The 14,789-nt window shown below is 41.9% G+C and carries 14 protein-coding genes; 6 read left to right on the top strand and 8 right to left on the bottom strand.

The window, feature by feature from the left end; all coding sequences use genetic code 11:
* Positions 1–7: 7 nt before the first annotated feature.
* Positions 8–634, top strand: coding sequence for an HD domain-containing protein (locus tag AKG98_RS21240; RefSeq protein WP_067050983.1), 627 nt, complete (start codon positions 8–10; stop codon positions 632–634).
* A gap of 191 nt (positions 635–825) precedes the next feature.
* A complete protein-coding gene (locus AKG98_RS21235) occupies positions 826–3,162 on the top strand; it encodes a zinc/cadmium/mercury/lead-transporting ATPase (protein WP_067050979.1) in 2,337 nt (778 codons plus the stop codon).
* A gap of 79 nt (positions 3,163–3,241) precedes the next feature.
* Here AKG98_RS21235 and AKG98_RS21230 read toward each other — a convergent pair whose 3' ends face one another.
* Positions 3,242–4,117 carry a GGDEF domain-containing protein gene (locus tag AKG98_RS21230; RefSeq protein ID WP_067050977.1) on the bottom strand — a complete coding sequence of 292 codons (876 nt, stop codon included), beginning with the start codon at positions 4,115–4,117 and terminating at the stop codon, positions 3,242–3,244.
* Positions 4,118–4,342: 225 nt separating this feature from the next.
* Between AKG98_RS21230 and AKG98_RS21225 the strand changes: the two genes are divergently transcribed.
* On the top strand, positions 4,343–6,307 hold the full coding sequence (locus AKG98_RS21225) for a monovalent cation:proton antiporter family protein (RefSeq protein ID WP_067050974.1): 1,965 nt from the start codon (positions 4,343–4,345) through the stop codon (positions 6,305–6,307).
* A gap of 1 nt (position 6,308) precedes the next feature.
* Here AKG98_RS21225 and AKG98_RS21220 read toward each other — a convergent pair whose 3' ends face one another.
* The 3 genes from AKG98_RS21220 to AKG98_RS21210 all read right to left on the bottom strand — a co-directional run bounded on the left by AKG98_RS21220 (position 6,309) and on the right by AKG98_RS21210 (position 9,946).
* A complete protein-coding gene (locus tag AKG98_RS21220) occupies positions 6,309–7,436 on the bottom strand; it encodes a patatin-like phospholipase family protein (RefSeq protein WP_067050971.1) in 1,128 nt (375 codons plus the stop codon).
* A 136-nt stretch (positions 7,437–7,572) separates the two neighbouring features.
* On the bottom strand, positions 7,573–7,968 hold the full coding sequence (locus AKG98_RS21215) for a DUF3465 domain-containing protein (protein ID WP_067050968.1): 396 nt from the start codon (positions 7,966–7,968) through the stop codon (positions 7,573–7,575).
* A gap of 256 nt (positions 7,969–8,224) precedes the next feature.
* The gene (locus tag AKG98_RS21210; protein ID WP_067050965.1) at positions 8,225–9,946 is read right to left on the bottom strand and encodes a proline--tRNA ligase; all 1,722 of its coding nucleotides are present in this window, start codon (positions 9,944–9,946) and stop codon (positions 8,225–8,227) included.
* Between the two features lie 173 nt (positions 9,947–10,119).
* Here AKG98_RS21210 and AKG98_RS21205 point away from each other — a divergent pair, with 173 nt between their 5' ends.
* The gene (locus AKG98_RS21205) at positions 10,120–10,734 is read left to right on the top strand and encodes a hypothetical protein (RefSeq protein ID WP_067050960.1); all 615 of its coding nucleotides are present in this window, start codon (positions 10,120–10,122) and stop codon (positions 10,732–10,734) included.
* Between the two features lie 38 nt (positions 10,735–10,772).
* On the opposite strand, the gene AKG98_RS21200 is transcribed toward AKG98_RS21205, so the two are convergent.
* From AKG98_RS21200 to rcsF, 3 genes are read right to left on the bottom strand one after another with little or no spacing between them, the layout of a single operon-like run.
* The gene (locus tag AKG98_RS21200; protein ID WP_067050957.1) at positions 10,773–11,411 is read right to left on the bottom strand and encodes a DapH/DapD/GlmU-related protein; all 639 of its coding nucleotides are present in this window, start codon (positions 11,409–11,411) and stop codon (positions 10,773–10,775) included.
* On the bottom strand, positions 11,404–12,177 hold the full coding sequence (tsaA, locus tag AKG98_RS21195; RefSeq protein WP_067050954.1) for a tRNA (N6-threonylcarbamoyladenosine(37)-N6)-methyltransferase TrmO: 774 nt from the start codon (positions 12,175–12,177) through the stop codon (positions 11,404–11,406). Before tsaA ends, AKG98_RS21200 begins: the two co-directional genes overlap by 8 nt.
* A 2-nt stretch (positions 12,178–12,179) precedes the next feature.
* Positions 12,180–12,566 (bottom strand): Rcs stress response system protein RcsF, encoded by a 387-nt coding sequence (gene rcsF / locus AKG98_RS21190; protein ID WP_067050950.1) that lies wholly within the window; start codon positions 12,564–12,566, stop codon positions 12,180–12,182.
* Between the two features lie 207 nt (positions 12,567–12,773).
* On the opposite strand from rcsF, the gene AKG98_RS21185 reads away from it, so the two are divergent.
* Entirely contained in the window at positions 12,774–13,577 is an 804-nt protein-coding gene (locus tag AKG98_RS21185; protein ID WP_067050947.1) for a transporter substrate-binding domain-containing protein, read from the top strand.
* Positions 13,578–13,644: 67 nt separating this feature from the next.
* On the opposite strand, the gene AKG98_RS21180 is transcribed toward AKG98_RS21185, so the two are convergent.
* Positions 13,645–14,106, bottom strand: a complete 462-nt coding sequence (locus AKG98_RS21180; protein WP_067050944.1) for a hypothetical protein — start codon at positions 14,104–14,106, stop codon at positions 13,645–13,647.
* A 215-nt stretch (positions 14,107–14,321) separates the two neighbouring features.
* Here AKG98_RS21180 and AKG98_RS21175 point away from each other — a divergent pair, with 215 nt between their 5' ends.
* Entirely contained in the window at positions 14,322–14,672 is a 351-nt protein-coding gene (locus AKG98_RS21175) for a RidA family protein (protein WP_067050940.1), read from the top strand.
* Positions 14,673–14,789 lie beyond the last annotated feature (117 nt).

Here is a 14,789-nt window from a genome sequence, read left to right as displayed (position 1 = left end):
GAGTATCATGCGAAATCTGTTTATTGAATTTTTAACTCAACTGGGCTGTGCTGATCGCGCGCATGATATCGACCATATTGAACGTGTTGTCGCTACTGCAAGACAGTTAGGCGAGTCTGAAGGCGCAGAGTTGGCAATTTTAGAGCCCGCTGCTTGGTTACATGATTGTGTATCGGTTGCTAAAGATCATCCACAACGTAAGCAAGCCTCTTTATTAGCTGCAGATCGCGCGGTGGCGTTCTTACAAGAGATTAACTATCCCCAGCAATATCACAAGGCTATTCATCATGCCATCGTCGCACATAGCTTTAGCGCGAATATTATGCCGGAAACCTTAGAGGCGAAAATATTACAAGATGCTGATCGTATGGATGCACTTGGTGCTATTGGTATCGCCCGTTGTATTTTAGTCGGGGGCAAGCTAAACCGTCAGCTTTATAGCAGTATTGATCCACTCTGTGCTGAACGTGAACCAGACGACAACGTGTATACCCTCGATCATTTTTTTACCAAGCTATTAACGCTCGGTGACAGTATGCAGACCCAAGCGGCCAAAGTAGAAGCGCAAAGACGTAGTGCCTACATGCACGAATTTTTAGCTCAATTACAGTCAGAATTATTGACGCTCGAATAGTGTTATTAATACTTAAAACATGATGGCTAAGAAAATGAGAGCTAATCCACTTATCGTTAAAAATAATGAGTGGATTAGCTTTTTTTTGTAAATACACTTGAATGAAATTTAATATGAACGTATATTAATATGATAGTTGATTTGCTTGAACGCTTAACTATCAATTCAATTCTATTTACGAGGATAAACTTATGTCATGTAACGGTAACGCTGCAACAGCGACTGCGCCAAAAGTAAATCAAGGATGTTGTGCTAACGATCACAGCAAAACACACGTACACGAGCACCAACATGCAGATGAACACAAGGCCAGCAGCAATGATGCTTGTTGTGCACATTCTGAATCAAATGAGATTTCGCCTGACGATGAGGAACCCGAGTCCAGTAGTTTAACGACCCGTTTATCCTGGTTAGTGACTGGCATGGACTGCCCAAGTTGTGCCGGTAAAGTAGAAAAAGCCGTTCAAGCATTACCACAAGTTACCCAATGTCGCGTTGCATTCGCGACCGAAAAACTGCTTGTTGATATCGAACAAGACAGTAATAGCAGTACGACTGAAAGTATCAAGCAACAAATCAATGACGCCGTTATTAACGCGGGATTCAAGTTACAACAAGTCGGTAAAAAGACACCCGACAGCGAAGAAAACACGTCACTTACACAGAGCCTCCGTGAACATTGGCATGCCATCACCTTGATCAGTGCGATTGTGATTGCCGCACTCCTAACCCAAGTAAATAGCGATGCAAGTCAGTGGCTGTTTACCTTCGCCAGTGTATTTGGCGTGATCCCAGTGATTAATCGTTCGATTAAATTAGCACGCTCTGGAACCCCGTTCGCAATCGAAACCCTCATGTCTGTCGCGACAGTGGGTGCCCTTATTTTAGGGGAGACTGCTGAATCTGCGATGGTATTAGTGCTGTTTATGATCGGTGAAAAACTGGAATCGTTTGCCGCAGGTAAAGCACGTAAAGGCGTTAAATCATTAATGTCATTAGTGCCCGAAGAAGCAACGAAAATTGTGGGTGATAAACGGGTATTAGTTGCTGCCAGTGACTTACAACCGGGCGATGTGATTGAAATTAAACCGGGTGATCGCCTACCGGCTGATGGTGCGTTACTTGCCTCTGGCATTAGTTTTGACGAAAGTGCATTAACTGGTGAGTCAGTACCTGTTGAACATCAGAGCGACGATATTGTGATGGCGGGTAGCTTAGCGGTTAACCGTGTTGCGCAATTACGTGTTGTGTCAGAACCAGGTAATAATGCGATTGACCGTATTTTACATCTGATTGAAGAAGCGGAAGAAAATAAAGCACCAATCGAACGTTTTCTTGATAGATTCAGTCGTTGGTACACACCTGCAATGATGTTATTAGCATTAGTTGTTGTGATTGTGCCACCATTATTGTTTGGCGGCGATTGGACTGAGTGGGTATATAAAGGGTTAACCTTGTTACTGATTGCTTGTCCTTGTGCCTTAGTCATATCTACACCTGCCGCAGTGACATCTGCACTCTCTGCAGCCAGTAAACGTGGCGTATTAGTGAAAGGTGGTGCAGCGCTAGAGCAGATTGGCCGTATCCAACAAATTGCCTTTGATAAAACCGGTACATTAACGCAGGGTGTACCCGAAGTGACTAGCATCGTTAGCTTTATTGATGATGAAAATAAGGTATTACAGCTTGCTGCGAGTATTGAACAAACCTCGAATCATCCATTAGCAAAAGCGATATTGACGCATGCGAAACTAAAATCAGTCGCTTTGTTAGCGGTTAGTAATGACCAGACATTAGCGGGCTTGGGTGTGCAAGGTGAAGTACAACTGGGTGAGTCTGCACAGTTAATTAAGTTATTAGCCCCACATCACATGACCGCACAGCTAGCGCAACTTCCAGAGGTTCGTAGTGCTATTGTAAACCTCGAAAATAGCGGGAATACCACGGTGGTGGTGCTGCAAAATGAGGTCGTCATTGGTTTAGTTGCATTGGCAGATAGTATTCGTGAAGATGCGCGCGAAGCGGTAGATAAATTGCACAAACTCGGTATTAATGCCGTGATGTTAACGGGCGATAACCGCCGTACAGCGAAAGTAATCGCCGATTCGCTAGGCATGGAATATCGTGCCGAACTATTACCAGAAGATAAATCACGTATTGTTGGTGAACTTAACCAAGATAAAGATACGGCAATGGTGGGTGATGGTATTAACGATGCGCCAGCAATGAAGCGTGCAAAACTTGGTATTGCGATGGGCGGTGGTACCGATGTAGCGTTAGAAGCGGCAGACGTAGCATTAATGCATAACCGATTAGTTGAATTGCCATACATGGTTGAGCTTGGTCAGGAGACATTGGCTAATATTAAACAAAATATTACCTTGGCGGTTGGACTTAAAGCTGTATTTTTGGTGACGACATTACTTGGATTCACAGGACTGTGGGTTGCTATCTTAGCGGACTCAGGGGCCACTGCACTTGTTACAGCTAATGCATTAAGACTATTACGATTTAATGGTAAGAAATAATACGTTGTAACGGTAAAAATAAATAGTACATTTTGTTCTATACTTAACAAAGCTCATCAAACCTAGTTTGGTGAGCTTTTTATTTGATGTTTAATTTACTGTTATACAGGTCTTCATCGGCTATTTTAAATAAACTCTCGATCGTTTCACCTGTTCGCCACGTTGCCGAACCAATTGCAGAGGTGATCTGAAATTCGCTCAGTAGTGAGTCATTCTTAATTTCAGAGTTAATACGCTCTACGACTAAGCGAGTTGATTGTTCTGATGCTGGCTGCAAGATAATTGCAAATTCATCGCCACCTAATCGGAATGCGACATCACTATTACGGATACTACGCTGTAATACGCGCGCATAATGTTTCAAAATACGATCACCAAATTGGTGGCCATAAGTATCATTGATACGTTTGAAATCATCTAAGTCAGTAATCAATAATGCCATGTTGGATTGATGACGCTGGCATTGGCTATAAGAACGCTGAATGTTTTCATCAAAACTCGCGCGATTATCTAAACCGGTTAAATGATCTTTCATGATCCTAATTTGCATTTCTTGTAGCATTAAGGCGTGCATGAGATTAGTGACCAACAGTTGATGTAATTCTTTTAATACGCTGAGTTCATTAATTTGTAATGGTTTGACTGAGCTATATACCAACGATCCCAAATCTTTACCTTGTGCCGTCAAATGATAGTTTTGTTGGAAAACGGCGGTACAGTCAGTCTTTAATTGGATATTGTTAGCTGCCTCAGTAAAGCTTAAACCGGTAAAGCGGACATGCTGTGCCGCTATTGCGGCAAAGTTATGTAACAAAGAGTTGACGTCTAGGCTAGTTTGTAATTTTTTTAACGTGGCAATGGTTTGTGCCAAGCTTAACTTCTGTTGTCGCTTTGGCGAAGTAAGCCCATAATTAGTATGCATTTTGGGGGCGTTTATGATGCTTAAATTATCCATTTTAACCTCAGTCAAAAAAATCACTAGTCTAGTGTGATTTTAAAGCATGCATATTGTGTACCATATTTAAAGATTTTAATGGTTAATTAATGCGGATTTTTGTTATTGATTCTTTGGTCAACGTGTTAAATCGGGAGCTAGTACATATTCTTTAGTGGCATTGTTTTTATTATCTTAGTCAGGCTATTGATGACGTTCATGTAACTGCTTAAGGAGGAAAATAATTTGTTTATTGATATCATTCAATTACTTTCCCTTGCGGTTGCATTAGTGGCGTTATTCCAACGTATTCACTTATCGCCTATTCTCGCGTACCTTGCTACGGGTATGATTGCTGGGCCTTATGGCTTTCAATTAATTGTTGAACAAGCTGATATTGAACTGTTTGCCGAATTGGGTGTTGTTTTCCTCATGTTCTCATTAGGTTTAGAGTTCTCACTGCCGCGTTTATTGTCGATGCGACATTTAGTACTGGGGCTTGGTGGTGGGCAAGTACTGAGTGTCGGCGTGCTATTTATGCTACTTGGATTGTTTGCTTCGCTCTATTGGGCACAAGCATTTGTCGTCGCATCTGCGATGTTAATGTCATCCACTGCGATTGTGATCAAGCAGTTAGCTGAATCGAAATTACTGAATAGTCGCTTATCTAAGCTTTCGATCAGTGTGCTGTTATTCCAAGATATCGCGGTGGTGCCTTTCCTTATTATGATCCCTCTGTTGGCGCAACAAAGTGGCGATGTCATGCTGATTGCCGAACAAATGGGTTGGGCAATGGTCAAGGGTCTATTCGCGGTATTCTTGATCTTATCTGTGGGACGCTGGATATTACCAACCTTGTTTAAAGAGATAGCTTTAATCCGTTCTGATGAACTTTTTGTCATGTCGACATTATTAGTGGCCTTAATCGCAGGGTTTATGACTCATTGGTTAGGCTTATCCATGGCTCTGGGGGCTTTTTTAGCTGGGATGATGTTAGGTGAGGGGCCTTATCGTCATCAACTCGAAGCTGATATCCGTCCATTTCGTGATGTATTAATGGGACTTTTTTTTATTACCATAGGCATGTTGTTGAATTTACCTAGTTTACTTGCGGATTGGCCTCGTTTAATCACAGTGCTTGTGGTGATGATGTTAAGTAAGATTATACTGGTGTTTATACTCGCCAAATGGCTAGGAGAAAGTAGCAGTAATGCCCTCAGTACAGGATTAGTATTAGCGCAAATGGGGGAATTTGGTTTTGTTTTATTGGCGTTAGCAGGTAAATTGGCATTATTACCTTTACCGTTAATTTCGACCCTTGTTGGCGTTGGGGTGGTTAGTATGGCGATGACACCTTGGCTCATTGAGTGCCATCAGGGGATCGTGCGGCGGTTATTATTTCAGTCTAAACCTAAACGTAAAAGCGGACTGTCACCACCACTTCCTGGGCAATACAGTGATCATGTGATTGTTTGTGGTTATGGCCGCAGCGGGCAAACTATCGCGCGTTTTTTAAAAATAGAAGGCATCCCTTATACTGTTATCGATCGTGATCCTGTACGTGTGCAAGAAGCCTTAAATGGTGGTGAAAAAATTGAATTTGGTGATGCCAGTCGCCGTGAAATTCAAATGATGTTAGGTGCCGAGAAAGCCAAGTCGATTATTATCACGTTCAACGATACCGAGAAAGCCATTGAGTTGTTAAAGGTCGTTAAACCATTAACCGATGCGAAGGTATTAGTGCGTACTACCGATGACTCCAATATACAGACGCTACATAATGCGGGGGCGACAGATGTGGTGCCTGAATCTTTAGAAGGGAGTTTAATGATGGTATCGCATGTATTGGCTATTTCAGGCGTACCTATTAAACGTATTTTGAAACGCTTGCAGCATGAACGAAAGGGGCATTATAACCATTTACACGGCTTTTATTTTGGTGGTGAAAGCAATGTGTCTTTTGAAGAAAGTGAAGCGTTAGAACGGTTACACGCGATCCGGCTGGAGTTTGGTGCTTACGCGATTGGTAAAACAGTCGCAGAAGTGAAATTAAAAGAAGTCAGTTGCCGTGCTGTGCGCCGACAAGGAATTGAGTTGACTCAAGTTCATCAAGACTTTATTTTTGAAGTGGGTGATGTGGTACTGGTTTGTGGGCCTTCTCGTTATGTAAAGCGGGCGGAACATTGTTTGTTAGGTGGTTGGGCTGGCTAGATTATATATTTAAAAAAGCCCTTAATTCCTGCTCTTGTTTTAATACATCTTGATAGCCTAAGCGCATTAATTCACGCGTATAGTTTTGCTCAAACATCAGATAGGACGTAATTGAAGAATGGCTGTGTTCATTTACCCCGATGGTGCGTAATAGCGTTCGGATGGTGATGGGTAATTCGTAAAAGTATTCATCGGCAATGGCATTAATATCATGTTCATTGGCTAAGTGGAATAAGCCAATCTGTTTTATATTTAACGTTGATTGTTGTGATTCTGGAGTTAACGTTAGGGTGTCATTAATACGCTTTAACCGCTCAATGTCAGAGTTTAAGGTATCGGTAAAAACGGTATCGAGTAGATGCCCTGCGATATCGGCTCCGGATGGAGTCTGGCGTAATTCTCCAGGTTTGAATTTTTGCGGAGGTTGTTCTGCACCGATCACCAGTAACTTCTCTGCCCCAAGGTGGATAGCGGGGCTTAGTGGCGATAGTTGATGTACTGAACCATCACCATAAAAATCATGGCCTATTTGGGTACAAGGGAAGACCAAAGGGATAGCGGAAGACGCTAATAAATGGTGGGCGTGTAACTGTGTTCGTAACCCACTGCGACGGGCGCGTTGCCATTCTTGTAATTGCTGATTACCTTGAAAAAAGCTGATGGAATCACCGTTGCTATAATCAGACGCGGTGATCGAAATCGCATCTAAGTGTTGGCGTTGAATGTTAATGTCGATACGACGCATATCCAAATAACGATCTAGCAGTTTATGCAAGGGCTTGTTGTTAAATAGGGATACCGGTTGGCGCACCACATGAGGCGACTGGAATCGTGATAAAAAGGTAAGTAACAAGTGCCGTGATATTTCGTTAAAACTGCATTGAAATACTTGATTGGGATGGAAGTTATTCCAGATGTATTCGAGCTTTTTAACGCCTAAGCGAAAGCAACTGGCGTAGCAAGCTATCGCACAACTGTTGATGGCCCCTGCTGATGTACCAGTGATGACTTTAAAAGGTGTACCGTGATTACGGGGATAAAATTCCGCAATGGCTTTTAGCGCACCGACTTGATACGCAGCCCTTGCGCCACCACCTGTCAATAATAGTCCTTGTTTAGTCCCTGCCATAACAACCCAAATCCATAGATAAAGTTCTGTTTAACCAAAGATGAAATATCCTCTATTAATTATTGTTAAAGACTCACTGCTTCGCCAAATTAATGCGATGAGATAAGGAGGTTTTTAGATGATAGCGGGCGTTAAATCAATTATAAATCCGACCTTGGTGTTTCAACCAACCATGTTGATGATTATTACGCGGGTCTCGATGCGTCCAATGAATTACCCCACCTCGGCTATTCCACTCGTATTCACCGTAGAACTGCACTACATCGCCGACTTTTAAATTCTTAATGCGGGGGGCTAAATCAATGTTATGTGCGATTAATATGGTTTGGTGGTTGTTCAAACGTAGGATGAATTTTTGGTGGCGAGAACCGTCATTATCATCAGGTAATATTCGCGTCACCTTGCCAGAGCCCTTAACTTGAATATCACTTTGTTGTGATTGATAAGCGCGCTTTAAGACGCCGTTATTTGCCCAACTGTTGAATGACAACATGCTTAACATTATTAAAAGAGGGGTGAAAATCCGTTTCATGGTGATGACCTTTATTTTTGACTGCTTTCACTTAACGACTAAATGCTTATTTAAATGACAGTGAAACTAAAAGGTAAGTTTAAACTATTTTATAAATCAATACATTGTGCTCATTTAAATTATTAGCTTTGAGTGATTCAAAATATCATAATTATGATTAATTAAAGAGTAAGTTAGGCTTTCAGACACGAAAAAGCCAAGCAGATGCTTGGCTTTGATTGTTCACTTAACCGAAGTTAGTTAATTGCGTATTAGCTTATGCTAGTAGGCTTTTAACGTGCGCTACGATGTCAGCAACTGCAACTTCCGTTTTATCACCTGTTAGACGTAGTTTATGTTCAACTAGGCCATTCTTCAGGCTACGATCGCCGATGATGATGTTGTGCGGGATACCGATAAGTTCTGAATCAGCAAACATAACACCTGGACGCTCTTTACGATCATCAAACAATACTTCAATGCCTTCAGCTTGAAGGTCAGCATAGATTTTCTCAGCTGCTTCTTTAACTTCTGCTGATTTGTGCATGTTCATAGGGATGATAGATACTTTGTATGGTGCGATTGACTCGTTCCAGATAATACCGTTTTCATCGTTGTTCTGCTCGATTGCTGCTGCAACGATACGAGAAACACCAATACCATAACAACCCATTGTCATGATTTGCTGTTTACCTTGCATGTTTAATACACCAGCGTTCATTGCTTCTGCGTATTTAGTACCAAGTTGGAAGATGTGACCTACTTCGATACCACGTTTAATTGACAGTGTGCCCTTACCACATGGGCTTGGTTCACCTTCAACCACGTTACGAATATCTGCAACTGTGTATTCTGCAATATCACGATCCCAGTTAGCGCCAGTCATGTGTTGACCATTAACGTTAGCACCACAAACAAAGTCTGCTAGGTGTGCTGCAGAACGATCAACAATAACAGGGCAGTTCAGACCTTTAGGACCGATAGAACCTGCATCGCAGTTTGCTGCGGCTTGGATTTGTTCTTCGTTTGCAAATGTTAACGGAGAAGCAACACCCGCAATTTTCTCTGCTTTCACTTCGTTTAGGTCGTGATCGCCACGTAGTACAAGTGCAACAACGCCTTGTACTTCGCCTTTTTCTGCCTCAGCAGCTACAAGCAGTGTTTTCACTGTTTGTGTTGCGTCAACGCTTAATAATTTGCAAACGTCTTCGATGCTGTGAGTATCTGGCGTATCAACAACCGTTAATGCTTGCGTTGCTGCAGGACGATCGCCAGCAGGTGCTAGTGCTTCTGCTTTCTCGATGTTTGCTGCGTAATCGCTGCCGTCAGAGAATACGATATCGTCTTCGCCGCTTTCTGCAAGTACGTGGAATTCGTGAGATACAGCACCACCAATTGAACCCGTATCAGCAAGTACAGGACGGTACTCTAAACCAATACGTTCGAAGATGTTGCAATATGCTTGGTGCATTTTGTTGTATGTATCATTTAGACATTCATCAGATATATGGAAAGAATACGCATCTTTCATGATGAATTCACGTGAACGCATCACACCGAAACGAGGACGAACTTCATCACGGAATTTAGTTTGGATCTGGTAAAGGGTCAACGGCAGTTGTTTGTAGCTGTTGATCTCTTTACGTGCGATGTCGGTGATCACTTCTTCGTGTGTCGGACCTAAAACAAAAGAACGGTTGTGACGGTCTTTGATGCGTAGCAATTCTGGACCAAACTGCTCAATACGACCCGTTTCATGCCATAAGTCTGCAGGTTGTACTACAGGCATTAAGGTTTCAACAGCACCTGCTTTGTCCATCTCTTCACGTACGATGTTTTCTACTTTGCGTAAAACTCGTAAGCCTGTCGGTAACCAAGTGTATAAGCCTGATGCCAGACGGCGAACCATACCTGCACGAAGCATTAGCTGGTGGCTAATTACTTCAGCGTCATTTGGAGTTTCTTTCAAAGTTGAAAGCAAGTAATTGCTGCTACGCATAACGTTCCTTTATTTACTAATAAAATCGATATAAGAGCGCGATTTTAACAGGGCGACGCCTGAGTAAACAGTAAAAGTTCGTGATTAGTTTTATTTATTTTTGACTGGTGTCCTTTTATTCGTTTCTAGTAGGCCATATACTGGCTGTCAAAATTGGATTTGTGCTACTTAAAATGAAAAAAACACTGAGATTAGCTGCACTTATAATAGTCGGCAGCGTATTGTTTGGTTGCTCGTCACAACCTCGTAATCCGGAAAATATTTGTGATATATTTATTGAAAAATACGATTGGTATGAAGCGGCCATCGACAGTAAAGACAAATGGGGCGTGCCTGTGCATGTGCCCATGGCGATGATGTATCAAGAAAGCTCATTTAAGCATAATGCCCAGCCGCCAATGCAGTATTGGTGGATCATTCCGACAGGACGCGCAAGTTCTGCCTATGGTTATGCCCAAGCAAAAACGGTGACCTGGGGTGATTACGTGAAGGAAACGGGAAATAGCTGGTCAAGCCGTTCTGATTTTCATGACGCCATGGATTTTATGGGATGGTTTATTAATAAATCTCAAAAAATCAACGGTGTATCTAAATGGGATGCCGAGAAGCAATACTTGAATTACCACGAAGGTTGGGGTGGTTATAAGCGTAAAACCTATAACAAAAAACCGTGGTTGAAGAAAGTGGCGAAGAAAGTAAACCAGCGTTCGTTGAAATATGCGGGTCAGTATCGTACCTGTAAAGAAGATTTAGATTCGAACTGGTTATGGCGTCTGTTCTTCTTATAAGCCTGTTAAAATTAACAATATAGAGAAAATACAGACCGTCACGCGGTCTGTATTTGTTTTAGCAGACTGTTTTTTTTATCCCGTCTGTCGCCAATTTGACGCGCGGGATTTCCAGCCATTATTGCCCATTGTGGTACATCCTTCGTTACGATACTCTGCATACCAATCACAGCATTATCTGCAATCGTCACGCCATCGACAATTCCCACGTTAGCCCCAATCCAAACGTCTTTACCTATAATCACGCCTTGGGAGGTTGAGGCTTGCTGCCAAATAACGCGGTCAGGATGCATACCGTGATTAGAGGCATAGATACGGCAGTTATTGGCAATGCGGGTATCATCACCAATGATAATGCCATTTTTACCCCCGTCCAATGAGCAGCTGTGATTGATCGCAACATTATTCCCTAGTGTCATTGGCCCGTGAATAAAACTCGCAGCAGCGAAGAAACAGTTATCGCCCATGGTGATCTTACGGCCGGGCTCTGCAAAAATATGGCAATCGGGAGCAATAAAGCAATCGTCACCAAACACCACGGTTTCGACCGACATAACATAAGCTTGTAGATCGGCTTGCCACGTTTTCGCCCAACTTAATGCTTTGGGTTTTAGTTTGTAATATAAGCCCGGCATCCACGCTAAGCGACGTTTGTGCTGAGCAATATAATCAATCATTCGTACTTTCCAATTCAGTTTCGTTTGCAGGTGTAATGACTGTCGTTAGTGTAGGTATTGTATCAGTTCTAATGACCGAAAATACAGTCGTGATATTATCTTCAACTGCCCAACGTACATTAAAGTCATACAACTTTACTCCGTATTCTTGGCGTGTTGTCTTATTTTTTTTATAAGCAGGACGCGGATCTTGAGCTAATACCTGCGCGATAAAGGCCTGTAATTCGGGATGCTTTTTTCTCTGCGCTGCAATTTGATTCAAGGCTTCGTCTGCAAACGTGACAGGCATATCTGCAATGGGTGCGTCAGTGGCATAACCCGCTTGGGCATCTGGTAAACTGTCAGCATAAGGAACATAAGGTTTGATGTCTAAAATTGGCGTGCCATCGACCAAGTCAATGCCCGATAAATTCAAAATGCACTGATTATTTTTAATTGTAATACTATCAAGTTTCGCTACCGATAAGCCCAACGGGTTAGGGCGAAATGTTGAACGGGTGGCAAAGACACCCAAGCGTTCATTACCGCCTAAACGGGGTGGACGTACTGTCGGATTCCAACCTTTATCCATGGTTTCATGGAAAGCAAATATCAGCCATACATGACTAAACTGCTCTAGTCCACGTAAGGCATCTGCTTCATCAAATGGTGGGCTTAAAATGAGCTGTGCTTTAGCCGCGGAAACCAAACCAGGTTGACGCGGCACGGCAAATTTTTCTTTATATGGGGTATGGATAATCCCAACGGATTCGAGTTCTAGTTTCATTATTAACTGTCGTCATTACTGCGGTTTAAAGGACTTACATTGATAGCATCGCCATAACATACATAACTGCTAAGGCAGGCTTTAGATGCGGGCGGGGCGATACATGAACGAATAATAATACCATTGGCATTAAGCGCTGCGGCTTTCCGTTTGGCGGAAATTTTAGCTTGCTGTTCTTCTGCTGGAGGAAGGTTCGAGGTGGTTTGGCAACTTTCGCCTTCCACTAAACCCAGTTGTTCAATCTGATAATTTTGTAGTGCGTCAGCAGCGTAATATTCGACACCCGAAATAGAGAAGTATTCGGTGAAGTTATCTTTATCTAAATTCGTTTGTAACGGATACTTACTGCAGCCGCTCAGTAGTACTGTGAGTAATATTAAATATTTCATGGCATTTTAATCGAGTGATATTTGGGTTTAATTATAATTCTATCACAGGCTTAAAGACATTTATTTTTAGGATGTTTACGTCTTTTAGCTAATTTATCGTAATTAAAATGAGTGATGAACGTGACTAATTGTAGTTATTTACTAGATAGCTAGACGATTATAGTCTTAACTTATATTGGATAAACGCCATATGAGGTAAGCAAGACGATGACAAAAACGAGCTGTATTATCGCTGTATTATGTTCACTAAGTTTAGCCAGTATTAGCCTTTATGCCCATGCGGGTATTGATAAAATACGTCTTACTGCAGAGGAACGTACCTATCTATCTGCTCGCGCGCCGATAAAGTTGTGTATCGATCCTAACTGGATGCCTTACGAAGCGTGGGACCCTAAACTGGGTTATATTGGTATTGCTGCTGATTATATAGCGGTGTTTTCGGCGATGTTAGATGTCGAATTTAAAGTGCGACAAACCAAGACCTGGCAACAAAGTTTAGACGTTACCCGTAATGGGGGGTGTGATGTATTATCTTTTCTCAATCAAACCCCAAGACGCTCACAATGGCTGATATTTACTGCACCTTATGTTGAAGCTGTTGCAGCATTAGCGACTAAAAAAAATGTGTATGGTATCCGCAACTTAAAATCATTACGCGGTAAAACAGTGGCCGTGGTAGAAGGTTATGTGTATGAAGAATACCTACGTAACAACTACCCTCGAGTGATTGTGAGTCGTGTCGACAGTACAGATGATGCACTGAGAAGAACCTCTCGTGGTGAGGTTGTTGCAACGATAGAATCACTTTTTGTGTTGCGTTACAAAATTGCCAAACTTGGGCTTAAAAATTTAACTGTATCAGGGCGAACTAAATACGTGAACCGCTATCGTTTCGGAGTGCGTAAAGACCAAGCTATGTTGCGTAAAATTTTAGACAAAGCCATCATGCAAATTGAGCCGAAAGTCGAAAATAAAATTTTACGGAAATGGAGTTTGGCCATTAAGCAATAAACAAACCTGATCAAGTGGTTATACTACCGCCATTTGTTCAGGTCGACTTATATCTTGGCGTTGGTTGTTATTTTTGTTCTTTGGTAAACCAGAACGAATCCATTCGAGAAATGAACTTTTTGTTCGTTTTATCCTTGGCTAATAAACCTGCCCATAGTTGCTGTAGTTCATCATTATAAGTACCAATTGAATGCCCACCATAAAGATTTTCGAACGCTACTGTTAAGGGCCTTATACCCTTAGGATCATCCTTGTCATTAAGGCCTTCAAAGCAGAATAAATTATTATTATTTTCATAGTCATCCACATTTTCAGTACCCGTCGTATTATATTGTACTGAAAATACCTTACTGTCTGTACTACTGATTGTCGATGGCGTTATTTTCATAAAAATGAAGGTCTGGTTATTACCCACTGGAGCCTTCCATTTCCCAATCAAATCATCACAGGTAAACGTTGTGGCAGCGATAGCATTCGGTACCAAGGCTGATAATAAAATAGTGGCACAAATTCTTTTTATTATGTTCAATTTCAATTATCCTTAATAGTGTTTATTCACGATCGCATGTTAAAATTTAGTTGATTAGATGTCAATAACGTTATGTTAAGTCGCTGTTGTTACAGCGACTTAACGAAGTACCATCTAGACCACATGAAATGTATTTAGGTGACGAAATTCACTATACAAGTTAAAATTCTGCCATTAGTCCCACCTTGGGCATATTTGATTGAGAGATAGGTAGCATGATAGAGAGAATAGAAACAAAGCAAAGAATGAGTCGTATTGTTAAGCACAATGGTACGATTTATTTGTGTGGCCAAGTATGCGCAGATGCAACGTATGGAATCAAAGAGCAAACTGAAACCATGTTAGCAAAAGTAACTGATTTATTAGCCCAAGCGGGCAGTGATAAAGAACACATGCTATCAGCAACGATTTATATTAAAGAGATGACTGACTTTGCTGAAATGAATGCAGTTTGGGATGCGTGGGTACCAGCGGGTTATGCACCTGCTCGCGCATGTGTACAAGCGAGTATGGCGCGTGAAGCGTTATTAGTTGAAATTTCGGTCGTTGCAGCTGAGATCGTATAAGCGATAGACGCGGAATGTAAAGAGCAGGGATGTATTGATCGTTATCAGTATTAACTGCTTTATCACCTTTGACGAAAAACACTGTCCTTTAGGGCGGTGATGTAAGTCATTATTGCG

The organism is Moritella sp. JT01, from assembly GCF_001574435.1.
Classification (GTDB): domain Bacteria; phylum Pseudomonadota; class Gammaproteobacteria; order Enterobacterales; family Moritellaceae; genus Moritella.
The sequence above is the reverse complement of the archived record's forward strand: the minus strand, read 5'-3'. Positions and strand labels throughout refer to the sequence as shown.